This window comes from Microcoleus sp. Pol8_D6 (assembly GCF_036700965.1).
In the GTDB taxonomy this organism is placed as follows: domain Bacteria; phylum Cyanobacteriota; class Cyanobacteriia; order Cyanobacteriales; family Microcoleaceae; genus Microcoleus.
Window position 1 is genome coordinate 20,765 of the sequence record NZ_JAUBPW010000045.1, and the last position, 18,837, is coordinate 39,601.

Below are 18,837 nucleotides of genomic sequence, written 5' to 3' on the forward strand. Positions count from 1 at the left end.
TATGACCAACGGCAATGGGTCTAACGGCGTGTCGCCCCAGCCAGATCCAATACAAAAGTTAACGGAATATGTCGAATCTTTGGAAATTTCTCTGGAAATTCAGGAGGATAAAACAGACGTTATTGAAGATCAGGTGGCAAATCAGACCGAGCAGATAACTGAGTTAAAACAAGAAATAAAAGAGATGTATGGAGATGAAGAGGACTGGAAAAGTATGTCAAAGACTTGACGGACTTATCGCACGCCGTCAGGCTAAAAACCGATTGCAACTGTCTAAGCTGGAGCGAACCAAGCGCTTGCGAGATGAAGCTGCTTTGGGTAGACCTTTTAGAAAGTCTCCCCTGCTAGACTTCGTTGATGACTTGGTGCATAGACCCCCAAATCAAGAACAGATGCGCCAGCTCAAAGAACTACTTCTAGAAGAACAGAAAGCGATCGCTAAACTCATTGCCTTAGTTGAGCAGCACCTAGAGTAGTGGTCTGCCGTTCGCGAAACAGCCCAGCCACATCCGCTGCTGGGTGAGTTTTGTTTTTTGTGGATGAGGCGCGAGATCGTTCGGGGCTTCTTAATTTCGCTCGGCAAACGCGCTGCTTGGATTAGCTGCAAATTGGATGAATTTCCAGCACTCGTGCCTGGCTTAAGTGAGTGGAAATGAGAGCTCCTGAAAGAACTATCCAACCAGAAATTTCCGTAAATATTGAAACATCCCAAGCAACTGAGTTGGCTCCGAATCAGGAATCAGAAGACTCTCAAGAACTGTGGGAATTAGCCAAGAAGCGGCTCAAGCGAATCCTGGCAAACCGATGAAGTTACTGCACGGAAAGATACTTAAACAAAAATACGAAATTTCCTCTTCAACGGCGAATACGCTCGCGCTGGAAAACTGTAAAGCTACCTTTAAACAAAGTAAGCGGACACCAGCGGATTCGGATCGGATACATTGTTTCATACCGATTCCAGAGAGCACTCCATAATATCCCAGTTAAGGCCATCATCGGGGAACAAGGATAATTGCCCCGGCGATACGTTGGATTGACCACGATTGTGATAGGACAGGTGACACGCGGTACACAGAGCGATTAAGTTTTCAGGGCGATTGTCCTCCGGTATCCGATTGCGATGGTGCACCGCTAAAGTTAAGGCACATCGTTCAGATTTGGTTAAGCCACTTTGTTTACCGGGTCGGAGGCATTGTTGATGGCACTTAGCACAACGCCACCCTGCGTTTTCTTTCACCGAGAGCGCAATCTCTTGCCAATTGTCGGGATACCTCTTTGGTTTAGGCATAGCGGTAAAAGCTCATCTTTTCAAAATAGGGCGATCGCTCTGTTAAGTAAATTCAATTCAAAATTATCAGCAGCTAATCAACTTCAACGCTGTCTTGATTCTCCCACAGTAATTCTGCCAATAAGCGAAAATCTTCAACGGTGGGCTTATACTCACAAGCTACGAACCATGCTTCGGTTAAAGTAGCCTATTGTTCGGGAGTCTCAGGTTTTTGGCGCACGGCTGGTGAAGAAATTGGTTCTGATGCGGGCTTCTGATGGGTTAATCCCCGATCTTACCAGTTGTAGTTCAAAATTAAAAAACGAAATTGGAGTTTGTATTCTGAAGCAGGGTTTGCACAACTATCCGCCGATTGCAACAGGTCCAGTCGAACTCTATTTTGAATATATTCCCGACCTTGAAAGCCGAGGGGAAATCATCATGATGAGCTGGGAATTGGGAAAGTCTGGCGCGCAATATGTTAAAGATACGTCCATTCGTTATCCCTTTCCTCCTCCCAATCAAAATATGCCTTGCCGACGAAATGTCTGCATCAGGGCTTTTATGCGGAGTCGGGCCCAGAAGGAACGTATTTTGCGATCGGAACATCCCATCAAACGGATTGCCCGTTAAATGGTTTGTAGAAACGAGTATCTTGAAATGCTCGGTAAATTTAGTTTCACGAACAACTCAGGAGCGATCGCCTCACACCGAATCATCGATCCACCCGCAAGCCGAACAATCCCAATGCACCGGGGGCGTTTCATATTGGGGATAAGTCATTTCACACCGGGGACATCGATCGGTAAATAGTGGATGGGTATCCAGCAGCTCTAACTGTTGCAAGGCGTGTCCACCGCTGCCGGGCGTTGCAGGATAAGTTCGCCGTCATAGTAGCTTGCACCCTCGGGTTCCCAGAGTTCCTCCGGTTCAGCGTTAGGGTTTTCTTAAAAGTCGGGGCAAGTGTCGGTGTCTGAGCCTGTGGCGTGGACGGCACAAACTAAGTAAGGATTGATTGCGCGCGTAGAGAAGACAGCGATGGCTCCGCCCCGGCTTACGCCTACGCATTCGGGAAGTTTGGGCATGGCGGGTGGATTGGGGTTTGGTTTAGTTTCTCCCAGAATTGGATATTGGAAGCGATCGCACTCGCGTCAAGACACCGCTGCTTTACCCGCATCAAGGATACCTCGCAAAAACTGGACTAATTCAGCAAATTGCTCTGGGTTATTTTCAAGCAACCATTCTGTAAGCATTACTGAGTGCGTAGTTTTCCTAAACTCGACCCGCGCTTCGGATAACTCGGAAAATAGCACATCGAGCAGTTTAGCTGCGTTAATATTTGCGTCAACGTATTGGGGATTTGATAAATCCTGCTGAGTAGTATCTTTCGATAAAAAATCCTTCTTTTCCTTTAACTTAACCTTATTGGTTTCCAGCCCTTCTCGGACTGCTTCGCTGGTAAGAGGTTGTTCTCGCCCCGCATCTTCTCGATTGAGAACGGCTGCTATAGCATCGGGATAGAGCAGGTAATTTTCATACATACACCTTTCCAGAAAATGAATTGGCTCTGGACTCCTTTTCCGCAAATCCGTGAGATCCTGTTTAGTTCTATTTTCCCGGTCAAACACAAATCCAACAGCAGGAGGGTACAAATTATTCCCACCGCTGAGCCGTTGGTATAAGTCAAACATAACATCAGCAAAGTGAGCCTTCTTTCCCGATAAATCCCCCGTGTTTTTGATGCTGACAATTTTAGTTACTGTCAAAAGTTTTGGAGCTAGCTTTTCCAATATGAGCGGGAAGCACAGTTCCTCGGTCGGCCCTTCCACCCAGAGAATGCTATCAGCACCGAAAACATCAGACAAACTCACTCCCAGTTCGGCTAATAGAGAGCGCTGTTCCTTAATATCTTTTGCATTCATCGCTGATGCTTGGGTTTGGCCATCCTCATATCGAAGTTTCACAATAGTTGAAGGATTGGCAGCGGAAATAATCTCAGCCGAATGAGTGGCAATAAAATATTGGTGCTGCGGAAACTCTTTGAGAATTTGTATCAGCTTCTTGGCCGCCCCTGGATGCAAATAAGATTGGGGTTCGTCAATAATAATCGGTCTGTGTTCTGGGGAAGCCAGTACCGCGTAAAGAATCGCCAGCACTTGACCGGTACCAGTTCCACAGTCTGACAAGCTAAATGCCAAGTCTTCTCTGCCGCTTTCGAGAGATTTTGTAGGCCAAAGTAATATTTTAAGGTCGGGAGGCTGACGAGTTTGCTTCGATAAAATTTTAGTTGAAACCCATTCAAACTGTGGAAACATGGTAGAGACGTGCTGATTGAAACTTTCGTACAACTTTTTTTTACTGGGCGATTCCAATAAATGAATAACTTCAGCCAGGTTTGAAGCGCTTGAATTGAGATTTTCATCATTTCCAATAGAGCATTGTCCAACGAACCGCTGGGCTTGAAGTTGGGAAACGCGGTTTGCGAATTCGTCAAAAAGCGTTACGAAAAAATTTTCCTCTATATGCCTGTCTGCTTCATCAGTTTCTTGGCAGAATGTAAAGCGATCGTTCGCATCTTTTTTTATAAGATTTTTTTGGCTCCCTCTATTAAACCCCATCCTCATTGGGTCTGGCCGGTAGTACGTTAACTCAACAGCCGGATCTAAATCTTTGATTGAAATGCCATCCCGGTTTACTGAATGAACCGTTGATTTTGAAACAGTTAACTCTACATCGCTGGGATTGTCCATCCACTTTTGGAATAAAGCAAGCACTTCGGATGCGGGCAAGTACGAATTGCGAGCCGAAGACAATCCTACATAGTAGTTGGGTGATAAATTATCGAACAGGCTGTGAATTTCTGCTTTTGTGAAGATTAAAGTTACTTTGGCGACCGATTCTCGGATTGGCGTTGAATTGGGTTGCGGAAGCGTTTCGATACTGCGGTGCGGGCTTGTCTCAAAGCTCAAGCTCAGAGCTTCCAGCAGCGCTGTTTTCCCTGAATTGTTGGCTCCCACAATAATATTGATGCCGGGTTGGAATTCTAACACCCCAGACTCCCGGAATGACTTGTAATTAAGTAACTGAAGACGAGAGATGTACATAGCTGTGTTTAGGGGCAAACTTTAATCAATAAACTAGCGCAGTTGCAGGAGCGATCGCACTCCTGGTCAGTTAATCCCATCTGGCAAGTACAAATCATCACCGGGCAATCTCCTGCCCGTAATCTCTTGCCGGTTCTCCAACATAACTGACTCAAAAGATTCACCAAACCGCAGATTGTACTCAGGTTCAGTACGCTTGATGCTGAATGCTGCGTCAGCCCGCCGTTCGATGGATTCTGCCATGCTGGCTTGCACTAAAGCTTGAGCTTTTACGTTGCCTTTACCTACTTCATGCAACCAATATGCTGTAGCTAATGCAATGGGAATAGGCTTGATTAATTGAGCGTTGCCTTCAACTGGAATGCTTTGAGCTTGCGTAAAATTATATCCGCCAAAAGGCAGAGCCAAGGGCGATTTCCCAGTGAGAAACCGGCTCAAGGCGCTGCCCTTTTTGTCCACCGCACCCATAACCCCAATCGCATCGACTTTGTAGCCGCCGTCGGGTAGTTGATAAACATGAAGTGGAATTGCACCTAAAAGGATGGTGGCGGAAATAGCTTTAACTGTCATTTGTTACTTCAAATAAATTACAATTGCCAAAGATTAGCCGGTTTTTGACTAATTAATCAACGATATCTCTGAGCAAATAATTTAGTTTGCGGACTACCGAACCTAGCAAGTAGTGTTTGCTCTACATAGAGCAATCCACCGCTGAGAATGATGACTTAGAACTTCGCGTTGGCTGTCCTAGGTCGCAGGACTTCGACATTCAGCTCTAGTTTTTCTCCCAGCCACAAAGAATGTGTTGTATGGTCTGCCAGATCGTCGCCTGTTTCGGGATGGACGAGAATATTTAGTTCCTCGCGGTGGAGCATCAACCAGGGAACTACCATGCCAAACTGCGGGGGTAAAAATGCAACTTGATACATCGCTTGGGGGTGGGGGCCGATGGGGCAATCGTGCCAGCGCCCTAGCTGCACCTCAAACCGAGCCAATCCTTCGCGCACGCGCTCTGCGGCATCGCGGCTGGCTGTGTCAAAGTAAATATGGGCGTGAAAACCAACAATTTTGATGGTGTCTGCTTTCATCATTTTCAGTGGGGTATTATGGGGAGGTTCATTGCAGCCAAATCCCACAAAGAAGTATACTCTAGCTGATTAATTTTACCTGCGAGTAAACATTACTCTTTCAGCAATGCCGCCTATATTTCAGCGTAAACCAATGACTCAAGAAAATAACTGGTTTGAGACAGCACGATTGGGAATGTTTATTCATTGGAGTCATAGCAGCCAGTGTGGGTACGAAGTATCTTGGCCGTTGGTGGGAGGCGTCTTTAGCTTGCCGTACTGCCAAGATGTCCCGGTAGCGGATTATCACCGCACCGCCCAAACTTTCAATCCAACTGAATACAACCCTCAAACTTGGGCACATTTAGCGAAACGCTTGGGGATGCAGTATGTGATTTTGACGGCGAAACATCATGATGGATTTTCCTTATTTCATACCCAGCAATCCGACTTTTCTATCGAGTATGCGCCGTACAAAAAAGATATTGTCCGAGAATTTGTGGAGGCGATGCGGGCTGAAGATTTGCGAATTGGGTTGTATTTTTCCTTGATTGACTGGCATTACCCTGACTACCCGGCTTTTACAGAAGCCGACAAACCGTATCAGTTTGGGAAGTTTCGACAGCCGACGAGTTCCCAGTGGGAGCGCTACCTTGAATTTATGTTCGCTCAAGTCCAAGAATTGTTGAGCAACTACGGAAAGATTGACTTGCTTTGGTTTGATGGGGGTTGGGAGCGAAAGCCAGAGCAATGGCAAGCTAGACAGCTACATGAAATGATTCGCTCGCTGCAACCGCATTTGCTAATCAACGATCGCCTCCCTGGATTTGGAGACTTCGATACCTGCGAGCAATTCATTCCTCCCCAACCGCCTCCGCGTACTTGGGAAGCTTGCCTAACTCTGAATGAAAGCTGGGGGTACAACCCGAAGGACACCCAATTCAAGTCAGCTCGCCAACTTATTCATACCCTCTGTGAAGTTGCAGGTAAAGGCGGCAATCTGCTGTTGAATGTCAGCCCTATGGGCAATGGGCAGATTCAATCTGAACAATTGGAATTGTTGCAATTCGTAGAAGCATGGATGAGTGTCCATGCCCAGAGTATTGTAGGAACACAGCCGGGACTGGAACCTTGGCAATTCTACGGCCCTTCTACTCGGCGGGGCAATCGCTTTTACTTATTCTTGCTAATGAAGCCCTACGAGTCAGTAACAGTAAGATGTGTACCCATTAAACGGATTCAAGCAGTTTATTTTGTAGGTGGAGGGGAATTATTACAATACTCAACTCGCTGTGCGATTGTCGATTCTATGTTAAGTGCCGATCCAAGGGGGGAGTTAACGATTCAAGTGCCTGAAGAAGCTCTCAATTCCTATGCTACGGTGGTTGCAGTTGATATTGCTCCAGCCAACGATAACGATACTTAAAGGAAGATTTGACCAGTATAGCGATCGCACTTTTTCACTTCCTACCCCACTCGTCAGATCGCATCCACCTCAACCTCACTCAGCACTTTAGGTTCCATCCCATACAAATCATTCAGCACGGCTTTGACATCAGGAAACACAAAATATTCCGTCAGCTTGCCAATGCGATAATTAAACGCTTTGTATCGGTGTTTGAAGTACAGCTCCACATTCCCCCGATGTTCCCACAATCCTAGTAAGTTGACAACCACATCCGAGTAATGCGCTCTCACATCCCGCTGCACTTCGGCGATTCTCTCCTCAATCAATCGAGTAGTAATTCCAATTTTATAGAACGTGTTCCCGTCAGCTTTCACCTCCAGGAAATAGAGCGAATTGACCAAAATCCGACGAAGTTGTGCTCGATAAATCAGCAAATCAGCCCGCCGTTCTTCTAAACAAGATAACCCCGCAGCTTCAGCAATCTCTACAGAGCCTTCTAACTTCACTAACTCTGACAGCAGCAAGGGTTCTTGGACTTGGTTGAACAACGCCAGGGGAAGCGCACCCACTGGAATTTTGCCGAGGTGAGTAAACTGATAAGAGCGAGATCCCTCTGATTCCAGCAATCCTTTCAACTGCCACCGAAAGTTTACCAAGTCTTTGGGAATCGGTCGCTTTTGAGCCCCGTACTCTTTCCACAGCACTTTCAACTGTTCCAATTCCTCTCCCTTAAGCTGGATGGTGAAGTTGTCGTAGAGGGGAAGCGATGGGAAAGCTTTGGTTTTAATCCGCTGTGACACGGGCTTGCAAGTCTTTTCGGTGTGGGCGAAGTGATGTTCTTTCACCGAACCCTTTTTTGCTGTCAATCCGCCACCGCAGTAGAGACAAGTTAGCTGAGTTTTTCCGCGCACAACTTCATCAATGCTCGTCAGTTCACCACTGAGAGCAACACCAAATTTAAGCCACATTGTCTGTCAATTCTCCTTTGAGCCGGTTTTGTAGATGCACCTGCTCCACACGATCGAGAATTGTAACAACAAATCCAGGGGGTGAAGGCTTCTGCCTTGGGTAAGAAAGCGATCGGCACTCAATGCTCTTGATGCGACTGTCAATCCAAAATCTAAAATCTAAAATCTAAAATCTAAAATTGCTCGTCACCAGTCGGGAATTTCTTGGGCCGCGTCGTTGGATTGGTCTTGTGACAGTTGCTCTCTCGCTAACGGCACACTGGGCAATTCATGCTCTAGACCGGGAAATGTACCTTTTCCGGTGTAGGAAAGCATCGATAAAGAGGCGATCGCTCCTTTGACTTGCTCCGGCTTCACCTCTAGGTAGTGCTGCAACTGTTCGAGGTTGTTGTGACCGCTGATTTCTTGAATAATTCGCAGCGGAATTCCCGCGTTGCTCATCTGGGTGAGAGCCGTTCTCCTAAAACTGTGGGTGGAGGCTCCCTCGATGCCGGCGCGATCGAACGCTTTTCTCAAAACCTTGTCCGCTGAGTCGGGATGCAAATGCTTCCAGTGGTGGGAAGGGTGGCGGCCGGGGAATAAATAAGTTTTGCCGGCGTGGGGTTTCCAAGATGTCAGGAGACTCCGCAAATCCTCGATCACCGGAATCGTTCGGGTTTGGAGTTGACCTTTGGTGTTGCCCTTGCGGAAGTTAATCGTAGGTCGGACTGTACCTCTGGCAGTGTAAATATCGATGACTTCCAGGGAACAAGCTTCGGCAATCCGGCAGGCGGTGTAGAGACAAACGCCGAAAAGCGTGCGATCGCGCTCAGAAAGCAAACCTTTGTTGAACAGCAGTTCGATTTCCTGTTGCGCGAGTATTTTTGCTTGTCCGTGCCGTTCTATCTTCATGCTTGGTGTATACTCGACCCGATGCTCCAAAGTCTTGCATACTTACTGCATTGCTGCACCGGTCTGGGGGTATTTCTTAACGCGGTGGCTGAGGGCGAGCGTCATAAATTAGCCCAAGTGCAGCTAACGCAGTAAAGATGCACTCATTCACATTTATCGGAGCAATTAGCTTAACAAAAGTAGTAGGATTAAGGATACTAAATGGGTCGATGCACTTCTAAAATTGGTTGACAACCTGCTGTTACTGTTGTAGCTCCAAATTGTCCTAAAAACTCAACTAAATCATGTACTAACATAACGTCTATATACCCCGAGATAGGGGAATCTCCAAAACAAATTCAGCTCCCCGCCTCGGTGCTGAAATGCACGTTAGCGAACCGCCGTGTTTTTGTACGATAATTGAGTGCGAAACAGACAAGCCCAGACCAGTCCCCGAACCTACAGGCTTAGTTGTAAAAAAGGGATCGAATACCCTCACGCGGACTGATTCACTCATTCCAAGTCCGTTGTCTGCAATTGAGACGATCGCGCTAGTGCCTTTTACCTCTGTGCGAATCCGAATCGCAGGCGTTGGACACTGCTGGTTATCCAACTGTACCAGCCCATCGATCGCATTGCTTAGAATATTCATAAACACCTGATTGAGTTCTCCAGCAGAACACTCGACTAAAGGCAGGTTCCCGTATTCTTTAACAACTTGGATTTCTCTGCTCCCAATGCCTCCCTCGTCGCCGCTATCATCTCCATCCCCCAGCTTTACCGCTGAGTTCAGGCGGTGCTGCAAAATCAGCAGCGTGCTCTCAATCCCTTCGTGAATGTCAACCCGCTTCATCTCGCTCTCTGCAAGGCGCGAAAAATTCCGCAAACCTATCACAATATTGCGGATGCGCTCGGCTCCAACATTCATCGACTTCAGAATTTGCAGCAAGTCTTGTTGGAGGAAATCAAGTTCAATTTCCTCTGTTACTGCTGCCAATTCAGGAGTAAGATTCGGGTAGGTTCGCTGGTAAATATTGATTATTTGCAGCAAATATTGCATATATTCAGTGGCGTGAGTAAGATTGCCATAAATGAAATTAATCGGATTGTTAATTTCATGGGCAATTCCAGCAACTAGCTGTCCCAGACTTGACATTTTTTCAGTTTGAATCATTTGAGCCTGAGTCTGCTGCAATTCAATCAGAGCATTTTCTAGCTGAACTGCTTGTTCTTTTAACTGCACTTCTGACTGCCTCAAAGCCGATTCAGTAGAGATTCGCTCGCTAATTTCCTGCTGTAGGAGCGCGTTTTTTTCGGTAACTTCCCGCGTTCTCTCTTGCACTTTCGCCTCTAAAGTCTGGCTGTACTCCTGCAATTTTTCATTAGCTGCCGACAAGTTTTTATAGAGAAAAGCGTTTTCTAAAGAAATGGCAGCTTGAGTAGAAAGAAGCTTTAAAACTTCCTGCCTTTCTAATGTGAAAACACCCGCTGCCAGATTATTTTCTAAATAAAGCACAGCAATTAAAGTACCTTGATTAATAATAGGCGTACATAAAATAGACTTAGTATTTTTTTTGACAATGTAAATATCATTTTTGAATAATTCATCCCTCCGGGCATCATCTAAAACAACATCTGTTTTCGTTTGGACTACATAATTTATTAGAGACAATGGCAAATCTGGACTTAAAGCGATTGGAAGCGACTGCTGTACTATTATCCAATCTCGTTCAACAGAACCAGACGCTTCTATCAACAAGTTGCCATTTTTTGCTAAAATTAAAAAACCGCTTTGGGCGCCAGCGTTCTCCATCAGAATTTTTAGCAATTTTTCTAGCAATTTACTCAAAACAACTTCGCTCGCTAAAACTTGCGAAGCCTTCATTACTGTTGCTAAATCGAGGAAAGAATTACCTGTAGTATTGTTTGTAAATGTTGTAGTTTCTGTAGAGGTAGTTCTCTCAACGCTGGCGTTCTTAGTAGCAGATATCAGAGAAAGAAGCGGAGGATATCTTGACTCCAAATCTGCCACCTTAGTCTTCGCTCCCCACCGAGTGTAGCCGTAGTATGCTGATGCCATGTAAGTCTGACCGATCTCCTCTCTTGAAGCCCCTAAATAAAATTCAGCCGCCAGTTCGTAAGCTAAAGCTTCCTCCTGAACGTACCCCTGTTTTTTAGCTCCTGCGATGGCGCGATCGTAATACTCCATCGCTTCCCAATTTTGCCCTTTTACCCGCGCTATTTCTGCCTCAACCAGATCGTATTTATGCTGATAATTAGCCGGAGCATGGTAAGCCCAGCCCTTCATTTTTTCTTGATTCAACTCCACAATAGCCAGAGCTTCTTGTTGCTCGCTCTCCCGACCAGATTCAGTTTGAGCTGGGACATTGGGATACTGAGCCAGAAGAGCTAGCGAATAGTAGAAATTGTGAACGGCAACCGTCATGTGTCCGGGTGCTGCTGCTTTATATTTTTCAGCGAGTGAAGCATTTTCAATGGCAGCAGCAAACTCTTTAAATAAGTAAGATAGAATGGCTTTAGCAAGATAGGCAGCAAAAAGGGATATCTGGTTATTTGCTGTTTCTAAGATCGGCAGCATTTCTACTTCATCAAAGCTCTCGCCAATTAAGCAACATTTGTCAGCAGTAGGTCGGAAAAGATTCAAAACTAGCTGCCTCCATATCTTAATGTAGTAGAGCCCAAATTCTTGTTTGAGTTTCAGCAGTAAATCGAGATAATGAGCTTGGCGCGACTCTACAGATTCTAGATAGTTGCCAATTAAAAATATATGAGCGCAAGAGTTCAAAGCACAATAGCCAGCATATTCTACATCTCCAGTATCCAGCCCGCTTTGCACCCCGAATTGCAAAGCATCTATTGTTTCCCTAGCGTGTTCTTTCCAATGTCTGATAGTAACGTTAAACAGAGTGTACACTTTAGCGGTGAGTTCTTTAGCATTAAATTGCTCTAACAGCTTCAAAGCTATTTGACCGGAATAATATCCTGTCTCTAAATCTCCAAGTGCTGCACATAGGAGCAAGCCATAAATGCTGTAAGCGTAAGCTGCTAGCGCTGAATGACCGTTTTCAATGCAGAGATTAATTTGAGTCAATACGATGGGCAAAACCATCTCAGGCTTGGCAATAGAAGCGGGAGCTGAGATAGTCATCAGCAGCCGCATCGCCGCCAGTTTATCAGGATCGTTCATTTCTGGAACATTTTCCAAATCTGTCAGCGAAGGCAATTTTACAGAGGCATTCCCGGCTGCTAGCAATTTGGGAGAAACCCCCAGCATGGACAATATTTCCCAACCCGTATCAATAGCTTTAATGAGCTGGTTTTGAGCGACATAAGATTGAATTTTTAGCTCGTAGACTTTCACTTTATCAAGTAGGGTTTCTGCCTCTTTTAAAACAGCTTCAGCAAGTAGTTCAGAGTGATTGAAATTGGTGTTCAAAAATTCTGTTTCTACGGCTTCTACATGGAGGTTGAGAGTCAATTCATACTGACTCTGCCAGCTATTAGCAGCAAGGAGTTCCAAACCAATATTTAGATACCTGGCAGAAGCTTCGTAAGCTGTCGCTGCTTTTGCTTTCTGACCGGCAATTAGATTTAGGAAAGCTAGTTCATCTTTTTCTACTTGCCCAACTATTAAGTCAGCGCTAAAATTAAGTTGATTGACCAGAGCAAAGATATTTTCTTTTCTGTCTTCAGGGCTGGTATTTTGCAGCAAAAGTTTGCCAATGCTCAGGTGAGTCGATTTTCGCTCGGATTCGGGAATCAAAGAATAAGCGGCTTGCTGCACGCGATCGTGCAAAAACTTATAGTCAACCCTGGAATCACTGAGAATAAGTTCGCCCAGTTCCTCCTGTTGAAAAACTAGCGGGATTTTGTAGTTTCCACTTAGAGGCAAAATTAAACCAGACTGAAGTGCCGGCCACAGACCAGAAGCTGTAACTGATTCCGACTCTTCATTCACAATTGCCAAAACGCTTAAATTAAAAGTGCTGCCGATGCAAGCCGCCAATTTTAAAACTTTTTGCGTTGATGGTGGTAGCTTGAGAATATTCTTTGCTATCAGTTCAACGATATTGCAATTCGCAATACCAATGGTTTGAATAAGTTCGATATCCCACTGCCAAATACCGATAAAAGTGTCGTAAGTTAGCAGTTCTTCGGAATCCAGCACTTTCAGCAGTTGAGTCAAGAAGAAGGGATTGCCTTGGGTTTTATTGAAAAGCAGTTCTGAGAAAGATTTTATACGGCTAGCTTCGAGAGATTCGTTGAGGGTGTCTGCAATTAGCTGCGTGACATGGTTTAGCTGTAAAGGTTTAACAGTAATATTATGGATGGCAGCCCCACTTTCTCGAATCTTTTCTAATGTCTGAATCAAGGGATGAGCTGGATTGACTTCGTTATCCCGATAAGCTCCGATCGTTAACAGATATTGGCTGTCGCGATCGCTCATCAGCAGTTGGATTAATTTGAGGGATGCTGAATCAGCCCATTGCAAGTCGTCTAGGAAAAGAACGAGGGGGTGTTCGGGTTGACAAAATACTTTGAAGAACTGTTGAAAAACGCGATTAAAGCGGTTTTGGGATTCATGGGAACTCAGTTGCGGTACTTCTGGCTGATGACCGACAATCAGTTCAAGTTCGGGGATAACATTAATAATTAGAGAACCATTTTGACTCAGTGCCGTTAAAAGCTTCTCTTTCCAAACAGCTATTTTTTCAGAATCTTCTGTTAATAGCTGTCGCAAGAGTGATTGGAAAGCTTGAATCAGCGAAGCGTAAGGAATATTGCGCTTAAACTGGTCAAATTTACCAGCAATAAAATACCCCCGCTTGGCTGCAACAGGTTTGTGAACTTCATTCACTAAGCAAGATTTGCCAATTCCCGAATAACCGCTGACCAGCATCATTTCGGCTGTGCCGAGGCTGGTTCGTTCAAACGCTTCCATTAATACAGCTACCTCTTCTTCCCTGCCGTAGAGCTTCTGCGGGATCAGCAGTTGACCGGATAAATCTTTAGACCCTACAATGAATGGTGAAATTGTGCCGAATTCCTGTAGCTGAGTTAGGCAATTTTCTAGATCCGCTTTTAATCCCTCAGCAGTTTGATACCGCTCTTCTGCTGTTTTGGCTAATAATTTGAGCGTGATGTCAGAAATTGCTTGGGGAATTTCTGGATTTAACTGAATCGGCGGAACTGGTTGCTTTGCTAAATGGCAGTGAACCAATTCCATTGGGTCAGTAGCTGCAAAAGGTAGGGAACCTGTCAGCATTTCATAAAAGGTTGCACCCAAAGAGTAAAAGTCGGTACGATAGTCAATCGACCGATTCATCCGACCCGTTTGCTCTGGGGATATATAGGCTAGCGTGCCTTCTAGACAATTAGGATTGTTAATTATTTGGTTTTCTGTGCCCAGGCGAGAAGAAATGCTAAAATCTATAATTTTAACCACCCAAGTTGCAGTATGGATGATAATATTTTTCGGCTTAATATCTTTATGAACGATTTGCTGTTTGTGGAGTTGCCCTAAAGTTTCCGCTAACTGAATTGCTATTCGGAGAAAGCCGATTTTATCGTTCTTGAGAGAAGCAAGGATGTAATTTAAAGATTGAGCGCCAAAATCTTCCATAATTAAGGCGAAGCTGTTCTGGTATCTTTCCAGCTCCAAGCACTTAACAACTCCTGGGATGTTCAAGTTTTTCGCGATTTCATATTGATACTTTAAATTAGCAACATCAATAGGATGTGGATACTGAGAGCGTAGTAGCTTAACAATAACAGGCTGTTGGTTCTGAAGCTTCAGCCCCCGATAAACAACTGTTTTCACGCCTTCATTAATTTTTTGAAAATTTGTGTAGCCCGGAAGTTTTAGCATATTTTTTGGTGATTAATAATTCGTTGATAGTGGCTTGAACAGAATTTACGCAACATCACCGCTCCTCTAGGGCAACCAGAGGCGACTTGCCCCTACAAAAGGCAAAGCCTTCTGCTGTTCGAGGTAAGCCCTGTTTAAATTATTCACTCTTATCGGGCAATACTGCGGACTGTTGCGGAGGATCTCGCCCCTGCAGAGTCTGGAGAGGTACGTTGTTGGGCGGGGGTTCTCAAAGAGCGCACCAGGGCAACAACGTACCTCTGACCAGAGTTCTGCCGATCGCAATCTCTCTCCTGTCGTTCGTATAGCTCGGTAATTAAAGATATTATTCCGTTTCGGTGTTAGCTTTTTTTTCGCTTCGAGCGCTGTAAATTCATTGCTGTTGCACCCTAACACAGGTTTCAGAACCAAGAATCCCTCTCACCAATAATTTGTTTTGCATATTCAATCTCAAAAATTTGTTTTAAGATAGCACGAGCAGCTTGCATAGCTGACATAACGGTTGCTTCGACACAGCCAGAATTATAACCGTTGTCGATCCAGTCACCCGTCAGGTAGAGGTTATTGAAGCCAGATTTATCAGTTTTGAGTCGGTACTTAGTGCTTCCGGGAACAGAAAGCACGTAACGCTCTGAAGGGTCGATATTGACTCGCCAGTATTGAGAGTAGAAACGTTTCTGTCCCTGCTGGTTTTTTAGATCGACAAGCAAATCCCAATTCAACCCTTGAGGATTTTCTGGAGTGGTAGCTTTAGGCCATAAGTTACCGATTTGGTTTTCGAGGAAGTTGATAGCCTGTTTTTCTACTTTCTCCTGTTCCCTTTTTGGGAAATCGCGATCGCTGCTGGGAGGAATTCCTGAGTCGGCTATTACGCCTGTAAAATAAGCAAGATTGTAGGGATAATGTTCGGAAGACCAATTTTCGCGCTGGATCAAATCACTCATATCGGCATAAGTATCGAGGGGTTCTACATAAGAACCGACCACAGGACTGCCCCCCCTCCATCCCAACTGCTGTAAATTTGATTTAAGCCACAACTGTCCGCCTTGAGTTGGAACTGTTTCGATTTGATTCACCATATTAGCCCATTTTTGATGAGCCGGATTTTTTTCAGCATTAATCAAATCGCCGCAGATAAAGGGTAAGGCTCCTAGAGAAATGCCGAGAATTACCAAGTCAAAATCTTCTCCAACATTGAGAGTGACTGGGGTTTCATTATTTTGCCACGGAGTCCAAAAAGACTCCAAATTTACCTGCTGTTGCTGGAGTTCTTCACCTTCTACAATTTGCTCGTAGCGGGGTTGGCTCGGCCAGCAGAGAAGTCTCTTAACTTTAATCAGCGGCTCGTATTCTTGCGATGGTTCTTTGAGATTCACCTGGCGTCCCAAAGAAATGCTAGCGATCGACTGCTGCGAATCGTCAAGGTGCAACTGTTTCACACGGTGGAAAAACTCAAACTTGACACCCCGACGTTTTAACACTTTATAAAGCGGGGCGAAAACCGTATCTCCCATACCAGCTTGCATTTTCCACATAATCGCCCCGCTGTACTGGAAAATTACGGTTGTTAGGATACGGATTGCTGTGCCTGCTGCTAGTCTGGGCTGATGAACGTTTCCCCCTGGAAAGGCATAAACAAGGTCATACAAAACGCGAATAAATGCTGAATTGATGCTGGTTTCCCCGGCCCCGTGTTTTTGTAGCCACTCTCTATAATCATATTCGTCTAAAGAGTCTAAAGAACCAGAATAAATTACTTCATCTACAAATAATCCCCGAATGTTGGCAAATGCTAAATCTAACAAAACTATAATCCGAAATGTATCGTCATCTTGCTCAATTTCTGACTCGATAGAGCTTCTCAACCGCTGCATAAATTGCTCTAAAAGCTTAAGAATGATGGTATGGTGTTCGGAGCGGTGAGTGCGGGGATCGTCTGGCAAAGATTTAGCAAGTTTGTAAGCCAGGTAAAGAAACGTTCCTTCTGATGTTAAATCAATAGTGTCTAAGGTAGTTCCTATCTGTTTCATCGCATTTTCCAACCACTGACACCAGCGGGTCGGTTCCTTGAGGAGTAACTGCACCAGTTGGTCGGGAAGGTGAAGCGGTGCAATTTCTGAGGTGAGTTTAAGAGTTTCCCCACCAATATCTATCTGTTTGGCAAGAAGTTCTAACCAGTTCGGGGTTTGCTGATTACTGGATAATTTGTTAGCTGAACACTGAGATTTTAAAGAGTTTGAATTTTCAAAACCATCGTGCATCAATTTGAGCAGGGAGCAGATATGCTCCCACATCGAAAAATAGCCCCCTCCTTCCCAAGGAAGCAATTTATTCGTGGGAAAGTTGAACGGCCAATGAATCCAGCGACCGTTAATATATTCTTCGAGAACTATGAGGCTGTGAGGCTTGAAGGCATCTTCTATACTCAAAAATGGGCCGTCTTCTCCTAATTCGTCGTAGCACTGCTTCATCACTCGAAAAGCATTCTCGTAAAATCCAAAGAAAATGTGCAATCCATGTTCTTCAATGCGGTAGGTAGGTTCGTGGTACGGTGGGTTCGTCTCCACGCTGCGTCCTGATGCGCCCTTACCTCCGAGACGCCAGCCCTGCTGGTACACGGTAATATCGTAGAGGGCATTCCACCCAGGCTGGCTGGTGAGTTCAAATGCAGTGGTTAGGGAGGCTACTCCCCCTCCCAAGATGGCAATTTTTTTGAGTTTGGATGCTGAGGTCATGTGTTTATTTGTATTATCTAGTTTCAAAAGTATATCCTTCAAAAGGGAGGTGGCGTGCCAATGCTGTTATGCAATGATGGCAAGTTATTGTCCACTTTTTTACAAGCTGACTCACAAAAAGTGTAGCCTAAGAATGCGCTTTCCAAACCGTAGTACCATTTTCGACTGTGAAATCAAAGTTGAGCCAGAAAACCAGCTTCGGCTGTATGTTTACTGATTGTTCTGTTTGTAGGCTGCCTTTATAAAGTCCCAGTTCCTTGACAATAGGGTGGCTGGCAAAATCGTAGATTGCCACCTCGAACTGAGAGCCAAAAGAATCAAAACTTAGGAGTCGCCCTGCGTGAAACTTTGACACTCTCATGGGAATTTCTACGATAGCTTGATAGCAAGCTTGTTTCCCGTTTTCTTCATCGCGGAACTGCTTGAGCATGACTACAGGAATTTCTGCATTGAGCAAGTATTCTAACAGATTCAGCGGTAGCCATAAGCCGGGAACTTCAATGATGCCGTCGTTCGCGAAAAGTAACTGCGTGATGTTAGTTACTGCTTCGGAATAACTCGCCCAATTTTTAGGTAATTGGCTTTTGCTCTCTACATTTTTGGACGATACTCTGATTAGCTGTTCCCATTTTGCTTCTGTTTGAGCCGTTAACGTTTTCCACGTATAAGTGTGCAAACTGAAGGGTTCTTGCAACCGATCTATTGGGGGAATGTTGAAACTTCCTATTTCCTTCGGGATGCCGTATACCTCGCGCCCTGAAACTAAAGCCGGTGAATTGCTGACAAATATGTAGGGGACGAACCAAGCAAAACGGTCTATTTTAAAGACTGGGCCGCATTGTTTCCCGACCATAGTCAAGACCCAAATAACAACTTCCTGCTCGTCAATATAACCCCGATCGCGGTCGGGCTTGTCTCTAGAAGCAAGGGAGTCTATAGTTCCAAAGGTTAGTATGATATAGTTTGTGGCTGGCCGGTACTCGACTTGTGGGCTGGCTAAATTATTGAGGTATTTGTCGCACAAACTCTGTAGTTGGTGCAAAGAACTTTCTAGCACAAATCCATAGAGGTTTGTACCTTTGATATCGTAGGGTTGTAGAAAACATTGCTCGTTAGCTCGTTCAATGTATTGCGGAGGTTTTGAATGGTTACTGCCGCCCGATAAAAATGTCTCACCAAATTTATGTGCTTCTTGTTCTATGCTTTCGCCTCTGGCAGCAAGGTCTTGGAGGAGTCGCTCTGGCGAGCCTGGCGGTTGTGCGAGGATGTCTGCTAATTTTTGCGGGTTATGGAGCAGTTCCGCGATCGCGCTGCTTGCTCCTAGTGCCGTGCGAAAGCCTGTTTGCAGAAGTTGAGCGGCGCTGTTAATATTCATTGCTTCATAACCTCATTATGAGTTAGCTTGCAAACTTTTTATATTTCAGTCATATCACAAATACTGATCGGTTCGATCTGAATTAACGCCAATTTTCTCAATTACAAACTCTTTATCAAGCGATCGAGAAAGCAAACCGAGCTCACAACCCAC

Annotated in this window: 13 protein-coding genes; 5 read left to right on the top strand and 8 right to left on the bottom strand. The window is 45.1% G+C overall.

Annotated features, from left to right (window positions below):
- The first annotated feature begins 1 nt into the window (after nucleotide 1).
- The 4 genes from QUA10_RS18330 to QUA10_RS18345 all read left to right on the top strand — a co-directional run bounded on the left by QUA10_RS18330 (nucleotide 2) and on the right by QUA10_RS18345 (nucleotide 1,900).
- The gene (locus QUA10_RS18330; protein ID WP_333083903.1) at nucleotides 2–229 is read left to right on the top strand and encodes a hypothetical protein; all 228 of its coding nucleotides are present in this window, start codon (nucleotides 2–4) and stop codon (nucleotides 227–229) included.
- Entirely contained in the window at nucleotides 195–476 is a 282-nt protein-coding gene (locus QUA10_RS18335; protein WP_333083904.1) for a hypothetical protein, read from the top strand. Before QUA10_RS18330 ends, QUA10_RS18335 begins: the two co-directional genes overlap by 35 nt.
- A 176-nt stretch (nucleotides 477–652) precedes the next feature.
- Entirely contained in the window at nucleotides 653–808 is a 156-nt protein-coding gene (locus QUA10_RS18340; protein WP_333083905.1) for a hypothetical protein, read from the top strand.
- Nucleotides 809–1,708: 900 nt separating this feature from the next.
- A complete protein-coding gene (locus QUA10_RS18345; protein WP_333083907.1) occupies nucleotides 1,709–1,900 on the top strand; it encodes a hypothetical protein in 192 nt (63 codons plus the stop codon).
- Nucleotides 1,901–2,418: 518 nt separating this feature from the next.
- Here QUA10_RS18345 and QUA10_RS18350 read toward each other — a convergent pair.
- From QUA10_RS18350 to QUA10_RS18360, 3 genes are all read right to left on the bottom strand, one after another.
- Complete coding sequence (locus QUA10_RS18350; protein WP_333083908.1) at nucleotides 2,419–4,371, bottom strand: AAA family ATPase; 1,953 nt, start codon at nucleotides 4,369–4,371, stop codon at nucleotides 2,419–2,421.
- Nucleotides 4,372–4,437: 66 nt separating this feature from the next.
- Complete coding sequence (locus tag QUA10_RS18355) at nucleotides 4,438–4,941, bottom strand: hypothetical protein (RefSeq protein WP_333083909.1); 504 nt, start codon at nucleotides 4,939–4,941, stop codon at nucleotides 4,438–4,440.
- 155 nt (nucleotides 4,942–5,096) lie between these two features.
- Nucleotides 5,097–5,462, bottom strand: a complete 366-nt coding sequence (locus tag QUA10_RS18360) for a DOPA 4,5-dioxygenase family protein (RefSeq protein ID WP_333083910.1) — start codon at nucleotides 5,460–5,462, stop codon at nucleotides 5,097–5,099.
- A 130-nt stretch (nucleotides 5,463–5,592) separates the two neighbouring features.
- Between QUA10_RS18360 and QUA10_RS18365 the strand changes: the two genes are divergently transcribed.
- Nucleotides 5,593–6,864, top strand: a complete 1,272-nt coding sequence (locus tag QUA10_RS18365; RefSeq protein ID WP_333083912.1) for an alpha-L-fucosidase — start codon at nucleotides 5,593–5,595, stop codon at nucleotides 6,862–6,864.
- Between the two features lie 53 nt (nucleotides 6,865–6,917).
- On the opposite strand, the gene QUA10_RS18370 is transcribed toward QUA10_RS18365, so the two are convergent.
- The 5 genes from QUA10_RS18370 to QUA10_RS18390 form a co-directional block, all read right to left on the bottom strand.
- The gene (locus tag QUA10_RS18370; RefSeq protein ID WP_333083913.1) at nucleotides 6,918–7,814 is read right to left on the bottom strand and encodes a GIY-YIG nuclease family protein; all 897 of its coding nucleotides are present in this window, start codon (nucleotides 7,812–7,814) and stop codon (nucleotides 6,918–6,920) included.
- Nucleotides 7,815–8,000: 186 nt separating this feature from the next.
- Nucleotides 8,001–8,705, bottom strand: coding sequence for a site-specific integrase (locus QUA10_RS18375; protein ID WP_333083914.1), 705 nt, complete (start codon nucleotides 8,703–8,705; stop codon nucleotides 8,001–8,003).
- A 301-nt stretch (nucleotides 8,706–9,006) separates the two neighbouring features.
- Nucleotides 9,007–14,574: an AAA family ATPase gene (locus tag QUA10_RS18380; protein WP_333083915.1), complete on the bottom strand. Its 5,568-nt coding sequence runs from the start codon at nucleotides 14,572–14,574 to the stop codon at nucleotides 9,007–9,009.
- Between the two features lie 401 nt (nucleotides 14,575–14,975).
- Nucleotides 14,976–17,309 carry an NAD(P)-binding protein gene (locus QUA10_RS18385; RefSeq protein ID WP_333083916.1) on the bottom strand — a complete coding sequence of 778 codons (2,334 nt, stop codon included), beginning with the start codon at nucleotides 17,307–17,309 and terminating at the stop codon, nucleotides 14,976–14,978.
- Between the two features lie 127 nt (nucleotides 17,310–17,436).
- Nucleotides 17,437–18,684, bottom strand: a complete 1,248-nt coding sequence (locus QUA10_RS18390; RefSeq protein WP_333083917.1) for a hypothetical protein — start codon at nucleotides 18,682–18,684, stop codon at nucleotides 17,437–17,439.
- Between the last annotated feature and the right edge of the window lie 153 nt (nucleotides 18,685–18,837).